Genomic DNA, 22,089 nt, shown 5'->3' with positions numbered 1-22,089 from the left:
GATACGGATTGATTAAAAAGGAATATCCAACGCTATAAGACGGGATAAAACCATTTATGAGAAACCACCATGCATCAATAAAACGCGCTTCATAAAGCTATAAAAACAAGGTTAGGCTTTAAACTTGTATCGTTTTTCTTTAATGGCTTATGTTATACTAATAAAATACAGATTCAATTGAAGGCATTAAACAACTGCATGGTATTTTTTCATAAGAAAATTATTTTAAATGTTATCTATTCTTTAATGGTTGCTTTTTTATCCCATGGGGTTCTTTTAAAAGCCGATGGAATGGTTAAAAAGCAAACTTTATTGGTGGGTGAAAGGCTTGTGTGGGATAAGCTCACGCTGTTAGGGTTTTTAGAAAAAAACCATATCCCTCAAAAACTCTACTACAACCTAAGCTCTCAAGATAAAGAATTGAGCGCTGAAATTCAAAGTAATGTTACCTACTACACCTTAAGAGATGCTAACAACACGCTCATTCAAGCCCTTATCCCTATAAGCCAGGATTTGCAAATCCATATTTACAAAAAAGGGGAGGATTATTTTTTAGACTTTATCCCTATTATTTTCACTCGTAAAGAAAAAACCCTTCTCCTTTCCTTACAAACTTCGCCCTATCAAGATATTGTCAAAGCCACCAATGACCCCCTTTTAGCCAACCAATTGATGAACGCGTATAAAAAAAGCGTGCCTTTTAAACGCCTGGCAAAAAACGATAAAATCGCTATCGTTTATACAAGAGATTATCGTGTGGGGCAAGCGTTTGGCCAGCCGACTATCAAAATGGCAATGGTCAGCTCTCACTCTAACCAATACTATCTTTTTTCCCATTCAAACGGGCGTTATTATGACTCAAAAGCGCAAGAAGTGGCAGGGTTTTTATTAGAAACCCCGGTGAAATACACCCGCATTTCTTCGCCTTTTTCGTATGGGAGGTTCCATCCTGTCTTAAAAGTCAGACGGCCTCATTACGGCGTGGATTATGCGGCTAAACATGGCAGTTTGATCCATTCTGCTTCAGATGGTCGTGTGGGTTTTATAGGGGTTAAGGTGGGGTATGGGAATGTGGTTGAAATCCATTTGAATGAATTGCGTTTGGTGTATGCTCACATGAGCATGTTTGCTAAGGGGTTGAAAAAAGGATCATTCGTTAGAAAAGGGCAAATCATAGGAAGAGTGGGAAGCACGGGTTTTAGCACCGGGCCGCATTTGCATTTTGGCGTGTATAAAAACTCCCGCCCCATTAATCCTTTAGGCTATATCCGCACCGCTAAAAGCAAATTACACGGCAAGCAAAGAGAGGTTTTTTTAGAAAAAGCTCAGCATTCTAAGCAAAAATTAGAAGAACTTTTGAAAACCCATTCCTTTGAAAAAAATTCATTTTATCTTTTAGAGGGGTTTTAATGTCTTATTTTAAGAATGCTTTCAATCAAAAATCTTTAATAGATGATTCTAGTGTGTATTTAGAGCCTTGTTCTAGCTCTAATTTCATAGAATTAAAACGCATGCATTATAATGAAGAGAATACTAAGAAAACATGGGATATTATTAAGTCTTTAGACAGCGTGGCGGTTTTACTCTATGAAAAAGAATCCGATTGCTTTGTGATTGTGAAACAATTCCGCCCAGCCATTTATGCACGTAATTTTCATTTTAAGCGCGATCAAGATCAAAATATTGACGGATACACTTATGAATTGTGCGCGGGACTTGTGGATAAGGCTAATAAGAGTTTAGAAGAAATCGCTTGCGAAGAAGCGCTAGAAGAATGCGGTTATCAAATTAGCCCTAAAAATTTAGAAACAATAGGCCAATTTTATAGCGCGACTGGGTTGAGCGGGAGTTTGCAAACGCTCTATTACGCTGAAGTGTGTGCGGATTTGAAAGTTTCAAAGGGTGGGGGGATTGATACAGAAAAGATTGAAGTGCTGTTTTTAGAGCGATCAAAAGCTCTTGATTTTATAAGGGATTTTCAATACGCTAAAACCACCGGATTGTCTTTAGCCATTTTGTGGCATTTAAAAAAGTTTAAAAATGTTTAAAAGGAATTGTATGTTAAGGCTTTTGATAGGACTTCTTTTAATGAGTTTTATAAGCTTGCAATCAGCCTCTTGGCAAGAACCCTTAAGAGTGAGTATAGAATTTGTGGATTTGCCTAAAAAAATCATTCGTTTTCCTGCTCATGATTTGCAAGTGGGGGAGTTTGGTTTTGTCGTTACTAAACTTTCAGATTATGAAATCGTTAATTCTGAAGTGGTCATTATTGCCGTTGAAAATGGAGTCGCAACGGCTAAATTCAGAGCGTTTGAGTCTATGAAACAAAGGCATTTACCCACTCCAAGAATGGTCGCTAGAAAGGGGGATTTAGTCTATTTTAGGCAATTCAACAACCAAGCGTTTTTAATCGCTCCTAATGATGAACTCTATGAGCAAATCAGAGCGACTAACACTGATATTAATTTTATTAGTTCTGATTTGTTGGTTACTTTTTTGAATGGGTTTGACCCAAAAATCGCTAATTTAAGGAAAGCGTGCAATGTTTATAGCGTGGGGGTGATTTATATTGTAACCACGAACACGCTCAATATTTTAAGCTGTGAGAGTTTTGAAATTTTAGAAAAAAGAGAGTTGGATACAAGCGGCGTTACTAAAACTTCTACGCCGTTTTTTTCTAGGGTTGAGGGCATTGATGCAGGCACGCTAGGGAAACTTTTTTCAGGCAGTCAGTCTAAAAATTACTTCGCTTACTATGACGCTTTAGTGAAAAAAGAAAAACGCAAAGAAGTAAGGATTAAAAAGAAAGAAGAAAAGATTGATTCTAGAGAAATTAAACGAGAAATCAAGCAAGAGGTCATTAAAGAGCCTAAAAAAGCCAATCAAGGCACAGAAAACGCTCCCACTTTAGAAGAGAAAAACTACCAAAAAGCAGAGCACAAACTTGATGCTAAAGAAGAAAGGCGCTATTTAAGAGATGAAAGGAAAAAAGCCAAAGCCACCAAAAAGGCTATGGAATTGGAAGAAAGAGAAAAAGAGCATGATGAAAGAGACGAAAAAGAGACTGAAGGAAGAAGAAAAGCTTTAGAAATGGATAAAGGCAATGAAAAAGTCAATGCCAAAGAAAATGAGCGAGAAATCAAGCAAGAAGCCATTAAAGAGCCAGATAATGGAAATAACGCCACCCAACAAGGCGAAAAACAAAACGCTCCTAAAGAGAACAAGGCTCAAAAAGAAGAGAAAAAACCAAATTCTAAAGAAGAAAAACGCCGCTTGAAAGAAGAAAAGAAAAAAGCCAAAGCCGAACAAAGAGCGAGAGAATTTGAACAAAGAGCGAGAGAGCATCAAGAAAGAGATGAAAAAGAGCTTGAAGAGCGAAGAAAGGCACTAGAAGCGGGTAAAAAATAACATGTTAGACCAACAACACCTCAAATACTTTAAAAACCTAGTAGGGGGAGAGGATTTTTTCACCGATTTAGCGCATTTGAACGCTTATTGCTATGACGCTACTAAAGAAAGGCATTTGCCTAGTGGTGTGATTTTCCCTAAAAACGAGCGAGAAATCAGTCAGATTTTAAAATATTGCAACGAGCATCGCATCATCGTTGTGCCTAGGGGGGCTGGGAGCGGTTTTACAGGGGGGGCGTTGAGCGTGAGCGGGGGGCTAGTTTTAAGCGTAGAAAAGCATTTGGATAAGATTTTAGAGATTGACACTAAAAATTTAATCGCTAGAGTCGAGCCGGGCGTGATTAACAAGCATTTCCAAAACGAAGTGGAAAAATTGAATCTCTTCTACCCCCCAGATCCAGCGAGTGAAAATCAAAGCACTTTAGGGGGGAATGTCGCTGAAAATGCCGGCGGCATGCGTGCGGCTAAATACGGAATCACTAAAGATTATGTCATGGCTTTAAGGGTGGTTTTAGCGAATGGTGAAATCATAAGGGCAGGTAAAAAAACGATCAAAGATGTCGCCGGCTTTAATGTTGCAGGGCTGATGATCGCTAGTGAGGGGTGTTTGGGCGTGATTTCTGAAATCACTTTAAAGCTTTTAGCCAAACCGCCCCTAAAACAAAGCGCGATGGGGGTTTTTAACCATATTGAAGACGCCATGAACGCCGTTTATAAGACAATGAGCAGTGGGGTTACGCCTGTAGCGATGGAATTTTTGGATAATTTGAGCATCAAAGCGGTTGAAGAACGATTTTCTAAAGGCTTACCCAAAGACGCTGGAGCGATACTCATCACTCAAGTGGATGGCGTGGTTAAAGAGCAGATTGCATGGCAACTCAATGAGATAGAAAAGCATTTTAAAGCCAATGGTTGCGTGGATTTTAAGATCGCTCAAAACGAACAAGAAGAGCAGGATTTATGGTTTTCAAGGCGTAACGCTTCCCAAAGCATTAGCGTTTATGGTAAAAAGAAATTGAATGAAGACGTTACCGTTCCTAGAGCGAGTTTGCCGAGTTTGTTGCAAGAAGTCGCTAAAATAAGCCAAAAATACGGCTTTAAAATCCCTTGCTTTGGGCATACGGGCGATGGCAATGTGCATGTGAATATCATGCTAGAAGATCCCAAAAGGGATTTAGAAAAAGGGCATCAGGCTATGGAAGAGATTTTTCAGGCCGCCATTAGTTTGGAGGGGACTTTAAGTGGGGAGCATGGCATAGGCTTGTCTAAAGCCAAATTCATGCCTTTAGCGTTCAATCATAGTGAAATGGAGCTTTTTAGGAACATTAAAAAAGCCCTTGATCCTAATAATATTTTAAACCCTTTTAAAATGGGGTTGTAAGGTTTAAAGCAAGGAAAGCGCATGAAAATTGGTGTTTATGGAGCGAGCGGTCGTATAGGGAAACTGCTTTTAGAAGAATTAAAAGGGGGGTATAAGGGATTGGTGCTATCTAGCGTGTTTGTCAGACAAAAATGCGAAACCGATTTCAGCTTTTTTTCACACGCCCCTTTAGTAACCAATGATTTAAAAGCGTTTGTGAGGGCATGCGAATGCGTGATTGATTTTTCTTTACCTAAAGGCGTGGATCATTTGCTAGAGGCTCTTTTAGAATGCCCTAAAATTTTAGTTTCTGGCACAACCGGTTTAGAAAAAGAAACGCTAGAAAAAATGCAACAATTAGCCTTAAAAGCGCCGCTTTTGCACGCGCACAACATGTCTATTGGGATTATGATGCTCAACCAATTAGCCTTTTTAACTTCTTTGAAATTAAAAGATGCGGATATTGAAATCATAGAAACGCACCACAATCTCAAAAAAGACGCCCCGAGCGGCACGGCGTTGAGTTTGTATGAAACTTGCACTAAGGCTAGGGGGTATGATGAAAAAAACGCTCTCACCACTCACAGAGAAGGTTTGCGCTCTAAAGAAAGCATTGGCATAGCCGCTTTAAGGGGGGGCGATGTCGCTGGGAAGCACACGATAGGGTTTTATTTAGAGGGCGAATACATAGAGCTTAGCCATACGGCGACTAACCGATCTATTTTTGCTAAAGGGGCTTTAGAAGTGGCTCTGTGGCTTAAGGATAAAGCCGCTAAAAAATATGAAATTAGCGAAATGTTTGGTTGAATGTTTTAATTCTTTTTGTATAGATGCACGCTTCTATAATGAAATCACCGCCATTTATTAGCCTTATTAAAGGGCTTTTACTGCTATAAGGGATATTGCTGACAATCAAGCTGTATTGGAAGGGTTTGTTTTTTTAAGGATTGATCTTGTCTTGTGTGGTTAATAACACAAGGCAAGTGTGGTAAACCCTACTATAATTCTAATTCAAGAAGCCTAACCAAAATAAAAGGAGAAATTTTAGTTAGGGCTTTATTATAGCAAAAATTATCAAGGATTACAAAGGGTAGCGTTTCTGGTTGGGATTTAGGGCGTTATTTTGATTATTTTGAGTTTTATTTACTTTTTGTTTCATAATAAATCTTAACTATCATAGACGCATGATTAAAGTATGTAAGTTATTAAAAATTTTAAAACAAAAGGATATAAAATGAAAACCATTAGAAATGGCGTGTTTATTGGAGCGTCTTTACTCGGCGGTTGCGCGAGCGTTGAGACTTATTTTGACGCTTTGCGTGTTGCTTGCGTTAAAGACGCTTGTTTGTAGAGGAAAAAGCACGCCACACACCCAAAGATTTTAGTAGCCCTTACCACACTGACTAAACCGGCACTGGGTTTTAGGTGGGTTTCTTAAAAGATAAAAAATACTAAAAGCATTTTTATAATTAAGAATTAAAGAGCTTGATACCAAGTCAGGTGGTATCTTCTTAAGCGGTCTTGGGTTTTTAGGGGTGTTATTTTAGATACCCTCTGTTCCCTTAAAGAAAATAAATTTCTACCATAAAATAAAATCTTAAATTAAGGCGACTAAAACCCCACTTTTAAAAAATTAAAGAGCGTTAAGTAACTTATCCAAAAAACAAAGAAAATCAATTTTTCCAACCACTTTTTTGAGAACAAGGTATTTTTTCCTTATTCTAAACTTTTAGAGTGGGATTATTAACCCACTCATTGTTTTAGCATGAATAAGTGGTGATAAATTCAAAAGGATGGGGTTTGCTCTCCCATGGGAACACTTCAGAGTTGAATTTAAGAGACTGATAGGCTTGAATAAATTCTTCGCTAAAGACCTGACCCTCTTTTAAATACTGCTTATCGGCCAGCATTTCTTCTAGCGATCTCCTTAAAGTGTGGGGCATTTGTTTGATACCTTTTTCCCTAATTTCATCTAAAGTCAATTTGAAAAGGTTAATATCCATCGCCTCGCCGGGATCGATCTTATTTTTAACGCCATCCATACCTGCCATTAAAATCGCTGCAAAAGCCAAGTAGGGGTTTGATGAGCTGTCAGGAAACCTGAATTCAAACCTAGCACTATTTTTAGAAATCCCATAAGGGATACGCACGCTCGCACTCCTGTTATTAGCCGAATAAGTTAAAATAGATGGGGCTTCATATCCCGGAATCAAGCGTTTGTAAGAATTAGTGGAAGCGTTAGTGAAAGCGGCTAACCCTCTAGCGTGGCGCAACACACCCCCTAAAAAATGCAACGCCAACTCGCTCAAGCCCTTGTAAGTTTCGCCGCTAAAAAGGTTTTCGTTGTTTTTCCAAACGCTCACATGGGTGTGCATCCCGCTCCCGTTATCCCCATATAGGGGTTTTGGCATGAAAGTGGCGGTTTTCCCATTTAAATGAGCGACCATTTTAACCACATATTTGAGTTTTTGGACATTATCAGCCGCTTCCACTAAATCCCCAAATTTCACGCCCACTTCGCCTTGCGCTTGCGCGACTTCATGATGGACGACAAAAGTTTCTAGCCCTACTTGGTTTAAGACTTTCACGATTTCTGTGCGAATATCCATCATCGTATCCGTTGGCGGCACAGGCAAATAGCCCCCTTGCTTGCCCGGTCTATGCCCAAAATTCACGCCGTTTTCAAAGCTCTTATCCCGATTCCATTCGCCCTCTTCGCTATCCACTTCGTAGTATTGGGAATTGGAAGCGTCTTTAATCTTAATGGAATCAAAGATAAAAAATTCATTCTCCGCGCCAAAATAAGCCACATCGCCCAAACCTGAATCTTTTAAATGCTGTAAGGCTTTTTTAGCGATACTTCTAGGGCATTTCTCATAAGGCTGGTTTTTATACACATCATACACATCGCAAAACACGACCGCGCTCACATCCGCGCTAAAAGGGTCAATGAAATAACGCACCAAATCGGGGGTTAAAATCATATCGGAGTGTTCAATGCCTTGCCAGCCTTTAAAACAACTCGCATCAAAAGGAATCCCCTCTTTAAACATGCCATGCGTTAAAGCCCCAAAAGAATAAGCGATGTGATTCCAAGTGCCTTTAATATCGCTGAATCTAAAATCCACAAATTCCACTTCATTTTCTTTGCAAAATTCAAAAAATTCTTTGATTTTGCTTTCACTATTTTGAGTTCTTACTATCATTAACCACCTTTAATTGTTATGAATTGAGTTTGATTGATAGGGGTGATTATAGCATTTATGGGGTAAAAAAGTAAAATCTGTATCAAGTTTGATTAAGATGCATGCGGTAAAATCCGCTAAATCAAGGAGTGTATTATGGATGCAAAAGCCACCACACTATTAAAATTTTTTGAAGAAAATCAAAACAATCAATTTGTCATCCCCATCTATCAGAGAGTGTATAGTTGGGAAAAGGAACAATGCGAAGAATTATGGGATGATATTATCAAAACGGGTGGAAACGATCAAATAGAAGGGCATTTTATCGGTTCTATTTTGTATGTGCTAGATGGTTTTACGCACTCTGACAATACACTACTCATTATTGATGGCCAACAAAGGCTCACCACTATCACGCTTTTACTCACCACTTTGAGAGATCATTGGAGCGATAAGCGTAAAGAAATAGAGGACGGCTATCTTATCAACAGCGGTAAGGACGGCGATAAGAAATTCAGACTCATCCTCTCAGACTCTGATAAAGATACCTTGCTATCTTTGATTGATGAAAACAGAAGAAAACCGAATGAGCCTTCGTTAAAAATAATGGAAAATTTTAAATTATTTGAAGAATGGATCCGTAAAAACACCGGCAAACTAGAAACGATTTTTAAAGGATTAAAAAAACTCATGATAGTTTGGATTGCTTTAGAAAAAGGAAAAGATGATCCTCAACTTATTTTTGAGAGCATGAACTCAAAAGGTATCGAACTCACGCAAACAGATTTGATCAGAAACTATATCGTAATGGAAACGGAGGTTGAAAAGCAAGAAGGCTTTTATAATCAATATTGGAGGGCTATGGAAGAGGATTTTAAACAAAATGAAACATTGTTTAATCAATTTGTCCGGCATTACCTCACGATCAAAATAGGAAAGATTCCCAATGAGAAAAGAGTTTATGAGGCTTTCAAGGATTATCAGCAAAAAGAAGGGATAGAAATAGAGGATTTATTAAAAGATTTGCAAAAATATTGCGGGTATTTTTGCCAGATTGCATTCAAAAAAGAAGCCGATAAAGATTTAAACAAGGCTTTAGGTTTTTTGGTGGATTTAGAGATGGATGTGGTATATCCGCTATTACTAGAGCTTTATAGCGATTATAAGGATGGCGTTTTATCCAAGCAGGATTTTATCCCTATTATCGCTTTAACAGAGAGCTATATTTGCAGAAGGGCGGTGTGTGGGCCTGGATCAAAAGGTCTCAATAAAATCTTTCCCTTTGTTACAAAAAAAATCAATAAAGATCAATATCTTGAAAGTATAGAAGCACATTTTTTATCATTGGAAAAGACGACAGGAAAATTTCCTAAAGATTCTGAATTTAAAGATTCTTTTATTACGATAGATTTTTATAAGTTTAAAAAAAATAAATACTTTCTTGAAAGGTTAGAAAATTTTGACACAAAAGAACCGGTCGATACTCAAAAATGCAATATAGAACATATAATGCCTCAAACCCTTACTCCAAAATGGCAAAGGGATTTGGGTGAAAATTTTGAAGTGATACACGAGAAATACCTCCACACAATAGGGAATCTCACTCTAACCGGTTATAACGAGAAGTATAGTAACAATTCTTTCCAAGAAAAAAGAGATATGGAGAAGGGCTTCAAACAAAGCCCATTGAGACTCAATCAAAGTTTGAAAGATTTGGAAGTTTTTGGCGAAAAAGAGATTGAAAAAAGAGCTAATGATTTAGCGGATTGGGCTTTAAAGATTTGGACTTACCCCAAGCTAGATGCAGAAACATTAGAGAAGTATAAACCCAAGAAAGAAAAAAAGGTTTATGATTTAAGCTCTTATAAGTTTGGTTCTCATTCAAGGGAATTATTTGATATTTTAAGCAAAGAGATTAAAGCTCTTGATGAAAGGATAACCGAAAAATTTAATCAAGAGTATATCTCTTATATGTTTGACAAAAATTTTGTGGATATTGTCCCGCTAAAAAATGGATTAAAATTGTATTTGAATATGCCATTTAATGAACTGTAAGACGAAAAAAATCTGGCAAGGGATATGACTAATAAAGGTCATTTGGGGAATGGGGACATAGAAGTCAAACTAGAAACAAAAGAGGATATCCCTTATTGTTTGGGGTTGATCAAACAAATTTTAGAAAAGCAGATGGGTGGTAAGAACAGGCAATAAAAACCCAACTTATTAAAATAAAGAGTATAATTACAAATTACTTACAACTTAAAGGGGATATGATGAAAGTTCTATTATTAGAAGATGTGAAAAATTTAGGCAAAGCGGGTGAAGTGTGTGAGGTTAAAGATGGCTATGGGAATAACTTTTTAATCGCTAACCAAAAAGCCAAACTCGCCACTAACGAAGTGATCAATAAATACAAAGCCGAAGTCAAAAAGAAAGCGGAAAAAGAAGCCCTAGAAAAGGCACAAAAATTGCAAATGGTAGAAACTTTACAGACCATCACGCTGACTATCCATAAAAAAGTCGGTGCGAACGGCTCTTTATTTGGAGCGATCACTAAAGAAGAGATCACGGAGCGTTTGAAAGAGCAACATGCGAGTTTAAATTTAGATAAAAAAGACATTGAACTCAAACACCCAATTAAAAGCACAGGGATTTATGAGATTGAAGTCAAGCTTGGATCGGGAGTTGTGGGTGCGTTTAAAATTGATGTGGTGGCTGAGTAGAAAATGTTTGAAGCGACGACGATTTTGGGCTATAGAGGGGAATTTGATAATAAGAAGTTCGCGCTCATTGGAGGCGATGGGCAGGTAACTTTGGGTAATTGCGTGGTCAAAGCCAATGCGACAAAAATCAGAAGCTTGTATCACAACCAGGTTTTAAGCGGGTTTGCCGGGAGCACCGCGGATGCTTTTAGTTTGTTTGATATGTTTGAACGCATTTTAGAGAGCAAAAAAGGGGATTTGTTTAAAAGCGTGGTGGATTTCAGTAAAGAATGGCGCAAAGATAAGTATTTACGCCGACTGGAAGCGATGATGATCGTTTTAAATTTGGATCACATTTTCATTTTGAGCGGCACGGGCGATGTTTTAGAGGCTGAAGACAATAAGATCGCTGCTATTGGGAGTGGGGGGAATTACGCTTTGAGTGCGGCTAGGGCTTTGGATCATTTCGCTCATTTAGAGCCTAGAAAACTTGTAGAAGAGTCCTTAAAAATCGCAGGGGATCTTTGCATTTACACCAACACAAATATTAAAATTTTGGAGCTTTAATGTCTAAATTGAATATGACCCCAAGAGAAATTGTCGCTTATTTAGATGAATACATCATTGGGCAAAAGGAAGCTAAAAAGTCTATCGCTATCGCTTTTAGGAATCGTTACAGGCGTTTGCAACTGGAAAAATCCTTACAAGAAGAAATCACGCCTAAAAACATTTTAATGATTGGTTCTACTGGCGTGGGTAAAACGGAAATTGCAAGAAGAATAGCAAAAATCATGGAACTCCCCTTTGTGAAAGTGGAAGCGAGCAAATACACAGAAGTGGGTTTTGTGGGGCGTGATGTGGAGTCTATGGTAAGGGATTTAGTCAATAACAGCGTGCTTTTAGTGGAAAATGAGCATAAAGAAAAATTAAAAGACAAGATTGAAGAAGCGGTTATAGAAAAAATCGCTAAAAAACTCCTACCCCCCTTGCCTAGTGGCGTGAGCGAAGAAAAAAAACAAGAATACGCTAACAGCCTTTTAAAAATGCAACAAAGGATCGTGCAAGGCGAGTTGGATAGTAGAGAAATTGAAATTGAAGTGCGTAAAAAAAGCATAGAGATTGATTCTAATGTGCCGCCTGAAATTTTAAGGGTTCAAGAAAACTTGATTAAAGTTTTCCATAAAGAACAGGATAAAGTCAAAAAAACTTTAAGCGTTAAAGAGGCTAAAGAAGCCCTAAAAGCAGAAATCAGTGACACGCTTTTAGATGGCGAAGCCATTAAAATGGAGGGTTTGAAGCGTGCGGAAAGTTCAGGGGTGATTTTTATTGATGAAATTGATAAGATCGCTGTAAGCTCTAAAGAAGGAAGCCGTCAAGATCCCAGTAAAGAGGGGGTTCAAAGGGATTTGTTGCCGATTGTAGAGGGGAGTGTGGTGAATACGAAGTATGGCTCTATTAAGACAGAGCATATTCTATTCATTGCAGCCGGGGCTTTTCATCTTTCTAAACCAAGCGATTTGATCCCTGAATTGCAGGGGCGTTTCCCCTTAAGGGTGGAGTTAGAGAATTTAACCGAAGAAATCATGTATATGATTTTAACCCAAACTAAAAACTCTATCATCAAGCAATACCAAGCCCTTTTACAAGTGGAAGGCGTAGGAATTGCGTTTGAAGACGATGCGATCAAAGAGTTAGCCAAACTTTCTTATAACGCCAATCAAAAAAGCGAAGATATAGGCGCTAGAAGGTTGCACACCACCATTGAAAAAGTGCTAGAAGACATTAGTTTTGAAGCGGAGGATTATTCTGGGCAAAGCGTTACTATCACTAAAGAATTGGTTCAATCCAAGCTAGAGGATTTAGTGGCTGATGAAAATTTAGTGAAGTATATTTTATAATGAAAACTAAGGCAGGCTTTGTAGCTCTTATAGGCAAACCAAACGCTGGAAAAAGCACTCTTTTAAACACTTTATTAAACGCTCATTTAGCCCTTGTTTCGCATAAGGCTAATGCGACCAGAAAATTGATGAAATGCATCGTGCCTTTCAAAGATAAAGAAGGGTATGAGAGCCAAATCATTTTTTTAGACACACCAGGGCTTCATCATCAAGAAAAATTGCTCAACCAATGCATGCTCTCACAGGCTTTAAAAGCGATGGGCGATGTCGAATTGTGCGTTTTTTTAGCTTCTGTGCATGACGATTTAAAAGGGTATGAAGAGTTTTTGAGTTTGTGCCAAAAACCCCACATCTTGGCTTTGAGTAAGATTGATATGGCCACGCACAAGCAGGTTTTGCAAAAATTACAAGAGTATCAACAATACGCTTCGCAATTTTTAGCCCTAGTGCCTTTGAGCGCGAAAAAATCTCAAAATTTAAACGCGCTTTTAGAATGCATCAGCAAGCATTTAAGCCCTAGCACATGGCTTTTTGAAAAGGATTTGATGAGCGATGAAAAAATGCGCGATATTTATAAGGAAATCATTAGGGAGAGTTTGTTTGATTTTTTGAGCGATGAAATCCCTTATGAAAGCGATGTGATGATTGATAAATTTATAGAAGAAGAACGCATAGACAAGGTGTATGCGCATATTATCGTAGAAAAAGAAAGCCAAAAAAAAATCGTGATAGGCAAAAACGGGGTGAATATCAAACGCATCGGGACTAACGCGCGATTAAAAATGCAAGAAGTGGGCGAAAAAAAGGTTTTTTTAAACTTGCAAGTGATCGCTCAAAAATCATGGAGCAAGGAAGAAAAAAGCTTGCAAAAACTAGGCTATATCTATCAAAGGAATAGGGATTGAAAAAAATATTACCGGCTTTATTGATGGGGTTTGTGGGCTTGAATGCTAGTGATCGTTTGTTAGAAATCATGCGCCTTTATCAAAAGCAAGGCTTGGAAGTGGTGGGTCAAAAGCTGGATTCTTATTTAGCGGATAAATCTTTTTGGGCAGAAGAGCTTCAAAATAAGGACACGGATTTTGGCTATTATCAAAACAAGCAGTTTTTATTTGTGGCGGATAAATCCAAGCCCAGTTTGGAGTTTTATGAAATAGACAACAACATGCTTAAAAAAATCAACAGCTCTAAAGCCCTTGTAGGCTCTAAAAAGGGCGATAAAACTTTAGAGGGCGATTTGGCCACGCCTATTGGGGTGTATCGTATCACGCAGAAATTAGAGCGCTTGGATCAATATTATGGCGTTTTGGCTTTTGTAACGAATTACCCTAATTTGTATGACACTTTGAAAAAACGCACCGGGCATGGCATTTGGGTGCATGGAATGCCTTTAAATGGCGATCGGAATGAATTGAACACCAAGGGCTGTATTGCGATTGAAAACCCTATTCTAAGCTCTTATGATAAGGTATTAAAAGGCGAAAAAGCGTTCCTCATCACCTATGAAGACAAGTTTTTCCCTAGCACCAAAGAAGAATTGAGCATGATTTTAAGCTCCCTTTTTCAATGGAAAGAAGCCTGGGCTAGGGGCGATTTTGAACGCTACATGCGTTTTTATAACCCCAATTTCACTCGTTATGACGGCATGAAATTTAACGCTTTTAAAGAGTATAAAAAAAGGGTGTTTGCGAAAAATGAAAAAAAGAATATCGCTTTTTCTTCTATCAATGTGATCCCTTACCCCAACTCCCAAAACAAACGCTTGTTTTATGTGGCGTTTGACCAAGATTACAAAGCCTACCAGCAAAACAAGCTCTCTTATAGCTCCAATTCTCAAAAAGAACTCTATATAGAGATTGAAAACAATCAAGTGTCTATCATAATGGAAAAATAAGAAAAATAAGGCTTTGTTTTAATGAGGGTAATCTAAGCGGATTTTTCTAATCCTTAAGCTTTGATACAAGTTTGATTAAAAACTACAGAGCTTCCATGGCTTTTTCATAGCCAAATTCTGCGGATTTTTGCAGGAATTTTTTAGCCTTGTCCTTTTTCTTTCTAGTGCCAAGCCCTTCTTTATAAGCGATCCCAATCCTATAAAGGATCTCCCCCATTTGTTGTTTGAGTAAAATAATATTGCTTGAAATTTCAGCAATATCTTCCCAAAGAAGTGTCTTATCTTTGATTTGAGTGGATTTCATAACAAGTATTCCAAACTTCTTTCCAAATTTTATAGGATTCGCGCTCAAACCTGAAAGATCAATGAATCGCGATCCAATAAGCATACTAGTAAATTCCGCAAGGTTTGATCCAAACTTGTTAACAAAATTTGTGCTTTTATTAGAAAATATGCGAACCACATGCCTGTAAGTCTTAAGCGCTTGTTTCAAATCCTTTTTCATCCCTAAGCCTTCTGCTTGCATGCGTCCTAAAATAAGAGCGCCCCCTAACAACCCACTCCCATACCCTTTGATAGCGTTTTGTGCATAGAATTGTGCTTTTTTGTAATCCACTTTCACGCCCTTTCCCTCCAAATACATTTTGGCTAAATAAACGCTGCCAAGCCCAATGCTGTATTCTTGCGCCAATTTAAAATCTTTAAAGGCTTGTTTGTATTGGCCTTGATTAAAATGGTCTAAACCATTTTCAAAATAATATGTCTTATGATTTCGCGCCCTTTCATCCCAATCATCACTTATGCTAATATATTCATCAGCTATACAAAGTGAAAACGGCAACAATAAACCCAATAAAAGCAATAAAGGCTTTAAAAAAGAGAGGGTGGTGCGATAAAAATCTTTAAACATGTCAAGTCCTTTTACAATTTGAGCCATTCTTTAGCTTGTTTTTCTAGCCAGATCACATCGCCGCTCGCATGAAATTCCACTTTAGGGAATGCGTGTGCATTTTTCTTAAGGGCGTAATTTTGTTGCAAATATTCTACAATAGCATCGCCAGAATGGATGAGTAGGGGGGGCGTTGAAAGGGCAAAATGCTCCATAAAATAGCCCTCAATTTTTTGAGCGATTAAGGGAAAATGCGTGCAACCTAAAATAACCACTTCAGGTAAAATCTCTAACGGAGTGAAATAATAACGCATGCAAGTTTCTAACAATTCGCCCTCTAAAATATTTTCTTCAATCAAAGGCACAAAAAGAGAAGTGGCTAAATGCGAAACATTCAGATAGCCTTGTTGTTTTAGGGCGTTGTCATAAGCGTTAGATTGAATCGTCGCTTTTGTCCCTAGCACTAAAATAGGGGCGTTTTTATCTTTTACTTGTTGTTTGATCGCCAAAATGCTTGGCTCAATCACGCCCACAATAGGGATTTTGGAATGCTTTTGCATCTCTTCTAAAGCCAGAGCGCTCGCTGTGTTGCATGCCACAATCAATAATTTAATCTTGTGCGGTTTGAAAAAATCCAAAGCCTCTAAGCCAAATTGCTTGATCGTGGTGGGGTCTTTAGTGCCATAAGGCACTCTAGCGCTATCGCCATAATAGACGATTTCATCAAATAGTTGCGCTTTTAAAAGGCTTTTTAAAACGCTAAACCCTCCCACACCGCTATCAAAAACGCCTATTTTCATGACACTTTTTTAATTTAATGGGATTAATTAGGGATTTTATTTTTCATTCATTAAATTTAAAAATTCTTCATTGTCCTTAGTTTGTTGCATTTTAGAATACACAAAACTTAAGGCTTCTATATCATCCATTTGTTGCATCACATTCCTTAAAACCCACACTTTAGTCAAGCGGTCTTTGCCAAGCAAGATATTATCTTTTCGTGTGCCGGATTTTAAAATATCAAAGGCCGGATAAATACGCCTGTCTGCAATATTCCTCGCTAAAACGATTTCGCTATTCCCGGTGCCTTTAAATTCTTCAAAAATCACCTCATCCATTCTAGATCCCGTTTCAATCAACGCCGTAGCGATAATCGTCAAGCTCCCGCCTTCTTCAATATTCCTTGCCGCTCCAAAAAAGCGCTTGGGCCTGTGCAAGGCGTTCGCATCCACGCCCCCACTTAAAACCTTACCGCTTGAAGGCGTTACAGCGTTATACGCTCTGGCTAAACGGGTGATAGAATCCAATAAAACCACCACATCTTTTCCCATTTCCACTCGCCTTTTAGCCCTTTCTAAGACTAATTCAGCGATTCTTATGTGGTTATTGGCGGGCAAATCAAAAGTGGAGCTAAAAACTTGACCCTTAACGCTTCGTTGCATATCCGTAACTTCTTCAGGGCGCTCATCCACTAAAAGGATAATCAGTTCCACTTCAGGGTGGTTAGAAGTGATGCCTTGGGCGAGTTCTTTCATCAGCTCTGTTTTCCCAGTCCGTGGCGGCGCAACGATCAAAGCCCTTTGACCTTTCCCCACAGGGCTGAATAAATCTAACATTCTGCCGGTAACTTTAGTGGGTTCGTATTCTAATTTGATTTGTTCATCAGGGAATAGGGGGGTTAGATTGTCAAACAAAGGGCGGTTTTTAATCTCATCTGAAGGCAAATAATTGATGGCTTCTATTTTTAAAAGGGCGTAGTATTTTTCCTGGTCTTTGGGGGATCGCACTTGACCGGTAACAATATCGCCATTCCTTAAAGCAAAACGCCTGATTTGAGAAGGGCTGACATAAGTGTCGTTATGCCCGTCTGAAAAACTCCCATCAAACCCTCTTAAAAAGCCATAGCCATCAGGCATGATTTCTAAAATCCCGGTAAAAAGAATGTATCCGCCTTGCGTAACTTGGGTTTTTAAAATTTCAAACATCAAGTCTTGTCGTTTGAATTCTTGGGGGTTTTCCACTTTGAGCTTGTTAGCGATTTCTAAAAGCTTTTCAGTAGGGTAGGTGCGTAAATCTTCAATGTGATAACCGCTCACTGGCGTGTGTGTTTTGACTTTGTGCGAACTTTTGTGCGTAGGCGCGTTTTCGTTCATTAAATTTCCTTTTAACAAAAAGAGATTTCTAGTTTGTTGCAATTAAGATAAAAATACAAAAAGCTAAAGCATTCTTAAAAAATTAGTGTAACCAAAAGATGCTAATAAGTGGCCCATGCCACAAGTGTTGAATTCCGTAATGCTTTGCTATGCTATCATAATTTTTTTAACAAAGTCAAATTTTATTTTAACTTTAGAGTGGTTTTAATTTATTATGACTTATGCTATAATTTTAAGTTTAAATTTAAAAATAAAGGATACTTGATGAAAAAAGGCATTCACCCCGAATATATCCCATGCAAAGTTACTTGCGTAACGAGCGGGAAAGAAATTGAGGTTTTAAGCACCAAACCTGAAATGCGTATTGATATTTCTAGCTTTTGCCACCCTTTTTATACTGGTAGCGATAAGATCGCTGACACTGCAGGGAGAGTAGAGAAATTCAAGCAACGCTACAACTTGAAGTAACTCTTTTAAAAAGCGTGGCTTTTTGTGCTATATTTTTTGCCCACTCCTATAGGTAATCTCGCTGACATCACGCTGCGCACCTTAGAAGTTTTAGAGCGTTGCGAGGTTTTTTTGTGTGAGGATACAAGGGTGAGTAAGAGGTTGTTGCACTTGCTCGCACAAAACCCTGTTATTAGCCATTCTTTCCCAAATATCGCTACTAAAAAAAGGGAGTTTATCGCCTTCCATTCACACAACGATCAGGAATTTTTAAACCAAATAGAGCTTTCTTTTTTTGACAAAGAAATCGCTGTGATGAGCGATGCAGGCATGCCAAGTTTGAGCGATCCAGGTATGAGTTTAGCCGCTTACGCTTTAAAACATAACATTCAATACGATGTTTTGCCTGGGGCTAATGCGCTCACTACGGCGTTTTGCGCGAGCGGGTTTTTAGAAGGGCGGTTTTTTTATGCTGGCTTTTTACCTCATAAGAGTAAGGAAAGGCGCTTAAAAATCGCTAAAATTTTAAACGCTTTAGCGTATTTAGAAGAAAAAACCCCGGTGGTTTTTTATGAAAGCCCGCACCGATTGTTGGAGACTTTAAAGGATTTAAACGATTTGGCTCAAGGCATGCATTTGTTTGCGGCTAAAGAGCTTACTAAACTCCACCAGCAATATTATTTAGGAGAGGTTTCTCAAATCATAGAGCGGTTGCAACAAAATAATATCCAAGGGGAATGGGTTTTAGTGCTTTTGAACGAGAAAAAAATAGAGCCTTGCATGGGGCTATCGGCGTTATTGGAGTTGGATTTACCTCCTAAAATTAAGGCTAAAATTGAAGCCGCTATGACACAAAAAAACGCTAAAGAGCTTTATTTCCAGCGTTTGTTAGAAGAAAAAGATCAATAAAAGGGGTTTAGCATGCAAGCAGTAATTTATGGCAAGCAGGTGATTATGCATATTCTAAACTCTCATCAAGAAAAATTGCAAGAAATCTATCTTTCTAAAGAAATAGACAAAAAGCTTTTTTTCGCGCTCAAAAAAGCATGCTCTAATATCATCAAAGTGGATAATAAAAAAGCACAAAGCTTGGCTAGGGGGGGGAATCATCAAGGGGTTTTGGCTAAAGTAGAACTGCCTTTAGCGGTTTCTTTAAAAGAGGTTAAGAAAGCTCAAAAACTTTTGGTGCTTTGCGGGATTACGGATGTGGGGAATATTGGGGGTATTTTTAGGAGCGCGTATTGCTTAGGAATGGATGGCGTTATTTTAGATTTTGCTAAAGAATTGGCTTATGAGGGGATTGTGCGATCCAGCTTGGGGCTTATGTATGATTTGCCTTTTAGCGTTATGCCTAACACGCTGGATTTAATCAATGAATTGAAAACGAGCGGGTTTTTATGTTTGGGCGCGAGCATGCAAGGCTCTAGCCAAGCAGAAAATCTGTCCTTAAAAAAATGCGCTCTTTTTTTGGGGAGCGAGCATGAGGGGTTGTCTAAAAAAATCCTTGCTAAAATGGACACCATATTGAGCGTAAAGATGCGAAGAGACTTTGATTCGCTCAATGTGAGCGTGGCAGCAGGGATCTTAATGGATAAAATCAACTAGGTGGTCAATTGAATGGAACAGAATAAAAAAAGTTTAGAAAATTTAGATCTTTCTGATGTTCAAAACATTTCTAAAGATATTTCTGGTGCGGCTTTAGAAGAATTATCGCTTAAAAATTTAGATAAAAATTTGCAGATTTTAAAAGAAGTTGGAGTGGCAGAAATTTGCAAGGCGACTAAAATCGCTTCTAAAAATATCCATTCTATCTTGGAAAAACGCTATGAGTCTTTATCAAGGGTGCATGCTAGGGGTTTTATACAGATTTTAGAGCGCGAGTATAAAATTGATTTGAGCGCATGGATGAAAGAATTTGATAAGGCGTGTGCTTTTAAAGAGGGTGTGAGCGAAGAGCAAAATCAAGAAACAGACCCCGAAGAAAAAACAAAAAACCCTTTGAAAGTTGAGATAGATTATAGCATCAATCAGGCCAATACTTCATTATCCAAAAAATCTTCCAAATGGAAACCCTTTGTTTTGGTTTTAGGAGTGGTTGTCATTATTTTGGCGGTCGTTATCATTCAAAACAGCTCTTCTTTAAAAGAAGAAAGAGGGCAAGAAAGCGCTATTAAATCCGGCACTAAAAAGAATTCTTTCAATAAAGCTAATCCTACAGAAGAAAACAAGCCAGAGCCAACGCCTAAACTAGAAGAAAAACCAACAGAACAAGACAAGCAAGAAAAAGAAGCGATCAAAGAAGATCCTAATACCATTTATATTATCCCTAAAAAAGATATTTGGGTGGAAGTGGTTGATTTAGATGAGAAAAAAAACTCCTTTCAAAAGGTTTTTAAAAAAAATTATTCTTTAGAAACCAAAAACCACCGCTTGTTGTTGCGTTTTGGGCATGGGCATCTTAGCCTTAAAAACAACCATCAAGAACAAGAATATAACGATGGCAAAACCAAACGATTTTTATACGAGCCAAATAAAGGCTTAACGCTCATCAATGAGGCCCAATACAAAGAACTCCAGCAATGAAAAACCTTTTTTTAGCTTTTATTGTTGGAGGAAAGCTATTAAGCGCTGACGCTTTAAACGATAAGGTTGAGAATTTAATGGGGGAGCGAGCTTACCATACGAACAAGCTTTTTTTAGAGCGTTTGTTTAAAAATCGTAAGGCTTTCTATGTAATGGGGCGTTTGGATTCTTTGAAACTGCTCAACACTCTCAAAGAAAACGGGCTTTTGTCTTTTAATTTTGACAAGCCAAGCATGTTAAAAATCACTTTTAAGGCTTCAAGCAATCCCCTGGCGTTTGCCAAAAGCATCAATAATTCTTTGAACATGATGGGGTATTCGTATGTTTTGCCCATTAAGATGCAAAGCTCTTCAGGTGAGAATGTTTTTTCATACGAGCTTAAAACGGAATATGTTTTAGACCCTAACATTTTGATAGAGACGATGAAAAGGCATGGTTTTGATTTTGTGGATATTAGGCGCATATCCTTGAAAGAGTGGGAATACGATTTTTCTTTACAAGAAGTCAAGCTCCCTAACGCGAGAGCCTTAGTTTTGAGCAGCGATCCTGTGGAGTTTAAGGAAGCGAGCGGGAAATACTGGCTGAGCGTGAATCAAAACGCGTATTTAAAAATAAGCTCTAATAACCCTTTGTGGCAACCCAAAATCATTTTTTATGATGAAAACTTAAAGATCATTCAAATCATTGCTAAAGAAAACAGACAACAAGAAATCGCTCTTAATTTGCTCAATGGCGTGCGTTTTATCCATATCACTGACGCGAAAAACCCTATCATTTTAAAAAACGGAATCAGCGTGGTTTTTGATGCGATGCCTTAAGTAGGGGTAACCCTTATCCAATTGATTGGAATATAAGAAAATGTGCTTTTAGACTTAAAAAAAGAGAGCCTTAACAATAGCGATCCACCCAATATTTACCAAAAAAAATCTTTTGTATCACACAGCCCACCAATAGATCAGCTCCCGCTTCTATAAAAAAGACAGCCCACCAATTAATAAAACCAAACCATACAAAAAACAAATGCGCTGGTAAAGCGCCAAGCAATAGTGAAACGCCGCTCACAATAGAAATTCCAAAGCGGGTTTTAAGGATTTTACTTTTTTTGCCAAACGCCATGTCTGCTACAAATTCCCCACTAAAAGAAATCAAAAACCACCCAATCAAATGTTCAGGCATCAATAACCAAGCAACTGCGCTACTTCTATTAACCGCTGTAATGACAAAAAGTGAGAAAAAATACACGCTTGAATATGCAAAATGCCTGCCCCTATTCCTTAAAGACCAATTCCTAGAAAAGCGACTTTTGATTTTTTCATATATAACCATGGGATTTCTTTCTTTTTTAAAATACCATTAGACCTAACTTTTGTATTGTAAAATAAGAATGCTTTCATTCAATACGCTGAGCATGATGATTGTCTTTTTATATTCAAACAAAAGGAGAGAGATAGCAGATTGGTAACACAATGATATTTTTTATATTATTTTACAAACTATGTAAAATATCCGCTTTTTTCTAAAATGATAGCAAGTCGTGAAGAATTTGGTTTTGTTTTTATTGAGCGTTGGT

Annotated in this window: 21 protein-coding genes and 1 pseudogene; 17 read left to right on the top strand and 5 right to left on the bottom strand. The window is 38.1% G+C overall.

Features of this window, described 5'->3' with window-relative positions:
- Positions 1–198: 198 nt before the first annotated feature.
- The 6 genes from csd3 (at position 199) to QU01_RS04025 (ending at position 6,119) form a co-directional block, all read left to right on the top strand.
- Positions 199–1,410 (top strand): peptidoglycan DD-metalloendopeptidase Csd3, encoded by a 1,212-nt coding sequence (gene csd3 / locus QU01_RS04050; RefSeq protein WP_033762303.1) that lies wholly within the window; start codon positions 199–201, stop codon positions 1,408–1,410.
- On the top strand, positions 1,410–2,048 hold the full coding sequence (locus QU01_RS04045; RefSeq protein ID WP_033762304.1) for an NUDIX hydrolase: 639 nt from the start codon (positions 1,410–1,412) through the stop codon (positions 2,046–2,048). Before csd3 ends, QU01_RS04045 begins: the two co-directional genes overlap by 1 nt.
- 10 nt (positions 2,049–2,058) lie before the next feature.
- Positions 2,059–3,408 (top strand): plasminogen-binding protein PgbA, encoded by a 1,350-nt coding sequence (gene pgbA / locus QU01_RS04040; RefSeq protein WP_033762305.1) that lies wholly within the window; start codon positions 2,059–2,061, stop codon positions 3,406–3,408.
- 1 nt (position 3,409) lies between these two features.
- Positions 3,410–4,789 (top strand): glycolate oxidase subunit GlcD, encoded by a 1,380-nt coding sequence (glcD, locus tag QU01_RS04035; RefSeq protein ID WP_033762307.1) that lies wholly within the window; start codon positions 3,410–3,412, stop codon positions 4,787–4,789.
- Between the two features lie 21 nt (positions 4,790–4,810).
- The gene (gene dapB / locus QU01_RS04030) at positions 4,811–5,575 is read left to right on the top strand and encodes a 4-hydroxy-tetrahydrodipicolinate reductase (RefSeq protein ID WP_033762309.1); all 765 of its coding nucleotides are present in this window, start codon (positions 4,811–4,813) and stop codon (positions 5,573–5,575) included.
- A gap of 427 nt (positions 5,576–6,002) precedes the next feature.
- A complete protein-coding gene (locus QU01_RS04025) occupies positions 6,003–6,119 on the top strand; it encodes a hypothetical protein (protein WP_033762311.1) in 117 nt (38 codons plus the stop codon).
- Between the two features lie 409 nt (positions 6,120–6,528).
- Here QU01_RS04025 and glnA read toward each other — a convergent pair whose 3' ends face one another.
- Positions 6,529–7,974 (bottom strand): type I glutamate--ammonia ligase, encoded by a 1,446-nt coding sequence (gene glnA, locus QU01_RS04020; RefSeq protein ID WP_033762312.1) that lies wholly within the window; start codon positions 7,972–7,974, stop codon positions 6,529–6,531.
- Positions 7,975–8,109: 135 nt separating this feature from the next.
- Here glnA and QU01_RS04015 point away from each other — a divergent pair.
- The 6 genes and pseudogenes from QU01_RS04015 to csd6 all read left to right on the top strand — a co-directional run bounded on the left by QU01_RS04015 (position 8,110) and on the right by csd6 (position 14,447).
- Positions 8,110–10,164 (top strand): annotated as a pseudogene (locus QU01_RS04015) (GmrSD restriction endonuclease domain-containing protein).
- A gap of 62 nt (positions 10,165–10,226) precedes the next feature.
- Positions 10,227–10,676 carry a 50S ribosomal protein L9 gene (rplI, locus tag QU01_RS04010; protein WP_000866291.1) on the top strand — a complete coding sequence of 150 codons (450 nt, stop codon included), beginning with the start codon at positions 10,227–10,229 and terminating at the stop codon, positions 10,674–10,676.
- A 3-nt stretch (positions 10,677–10,679) separates the two neighbouring features.
- Complete coding sequence (gene hslV, locus QU01_RS04005; protein WP_000461017.1) at positions 10,680–11,222, top strand: ATP-dependent protease subunit HslV; 543 nt, start codon at positions 10,680–10,682, stop codon at positions 11,220–11,222.
- Positions 11,222–12,553, top strand: coding sequence for an HslU--HslV peptidase ATPase subunit (hslU, locus tag QU01_RS04000; protein ID WP_033762314.1), 1,332 nt, complete (start codon positions 11,222–11,224; stop codon positions 12,551–12,553). Before hslV ends, hslU begins: the two co-directional genes overlap by 1 nt.
- Positions 12,553–13,458 carry a GTPase Era gene (gene era, locus QU01_RS03995; protein ID WP_033762316.1) on the top strand — a complete coding sequence of 302 codons (906 nt, stop codon included), beginning with the start codon at positions 12,553–12,555 and terminating at the stop codon, positions 13,456–13,458. Before hslU ends, era begins: the two co-directional genes overlap by 1 nt.
- A complete protein-coding gene (gene csd6 / locus QU01_RS03990) occupies positions 13,455–14,447 on the top strand; it encodes a cell shape-determining L,D-carboxypeptidase Csd6 (RefSeq protein WP_033762318.1) in 993 nt (330 codons plus the stop codon). Before era ends, csd6 begins: the two co-directional genes overlap by 4 nt.
- An 82-nt stretch (positions 14,448–14,529) precedes the next feature.
- On the opposite strand, the gene QU01_RS03985 is transcribed toward csd6, so the two are convergent.
- From QU01_RS03985 to rho, 3 genes are read right to left on the bottom strand one after another with little or no spacing between them, the layout of a single operon-like run.
- Positions 14,530–15,357, bottom strand: coding sequence for an HP0519 family Sel1-like repeat protein (locus QU01_RS03985; protein ID WP_033762320.1), 828 nt, complete (start codon positions 15,355–15,357; stop codon positions 14,530–14,532).
- Between the two features lie 11 nt (positions 15,358–15,368).
- The gene (gene murI, locus QU01_RS03980; protein WP_033762323.1) at positions 15,369–16,136 is read right to left on the bottom strand and encodes a glutamate racemase; all 768 of its coding nucleotides are present in this window, start codon (positions 16,134–16,136) and stop codon (positions 15,369–15,371) included.
- 36 nt (positions 16,137–16,172) lie between these two features.
- Positions 16,173–17,489 (bottom strand): transcription termination factor Rho, encoded by a 1,317-nt coding sequence (gene rho, locus QU01_RS03975; protein ID WP_001004709.1) that lies wholly within the window; start codon positions 17,487–17,489, stop codon positions 16,173–16,175.
- 264 nt (positions 17,490–17,753) lie between these two features.
- Between rho and rpmE the strand changes: the two genes are divergently transcribed.
- From rpmE to QU01_RS03950, 5 genes are read left to right on the top strand one after another with little or no spacing between them, the layout of a single operon-like run.
- Complete coding sequence (gene rpmE, locus QU01_RS03970; RefSeq protein WP_000715278.1) at positions 17,754–17,957, top strand: 50S ribosomal protein L31; 204 nt, start codon at positions 17,754–17,756, stop codon at positions 17,955–17,957.
- 24 nt (positions 17,958–17,981) lie between these two features.
- Positions 17,982–18,845: a 16S rRNA (cytidine(1402)-2'-O)-methyltransferase gene (rsmI, locus tag QU01_RS03965; RefSeq protein WP_033762325.1), complete on the top strand. Its 864-nt coding sequence runs from the start codon at positions 17,982–17,984 to the stop codon at positions 18,843–18,845.
- Positions 18,846–18,857: 12 nt separating this feature from the next.
- Positions 18,858–19,541, top strand: coding sequence for a 23S rRNA (guanosine(2251)-2'-O)-methyltransferase RlmB (gene rlmB, locus QU01_RS03960; RefSeq protein ID WP_033762328.1), 684 nt, complete (start codon positions 18,858–18,860; stop codon positions 19,539–19,541).
- A gap of 12 nt (positions 19,542–19,553) precedes the next feature.
- A complete protein-coding gene (locus QU01_RS03955; RefSeq protein ID WP_033762337.1) occupies positions 19,554–20,519 on the top strand; it encodes a hypothetical protein in 966 nt (321 codons plus the stop codon).
- Positions 20,516–21,337, top strand: coding sequence for a hypothetical protein (locus tag QU01_RS03950; RefSeq protein WP_033762339.1), 822 nt, complete (start codon positions 20,516–20,518; stop codon positions 21,335–21,337). The genes QU01_RS03955 and QU01_RS03950 overlap by 4 nt, the downstream gene beginning before the upstream one ends.
- 70 nt (positions 21,338–21,407) lie before the next feature.
- Here the strand turns inward: QU01_RS03950 and QU01_RS03945 are convergent, their stop codons facing one another.
- Complete coding sequence (locus QU01_RS03945; RefSeq protein ID WP_033762340.1) at positions 21,408–21,845, bottom strand: hypothetical protein; 438 nt, start codon at positions 21,843–21,845, stop codon at positions 21,408–21,410.
- Positions 21,846–22,089 lie beyond the last annotated feature (244 nt).

Source organism: Helicobacter pylori SA221C (genome assembly GCF_000476855.1).
GTDB lineage: Bacteria > Campylobacterota > Campylobacteria > Campylobacterales > Helicobacteraceae > Helicobacter > Helicobacter pylori_DK.
This window is presented reverse-complemented; position numbering and strand designations above follow the sequence as displayed.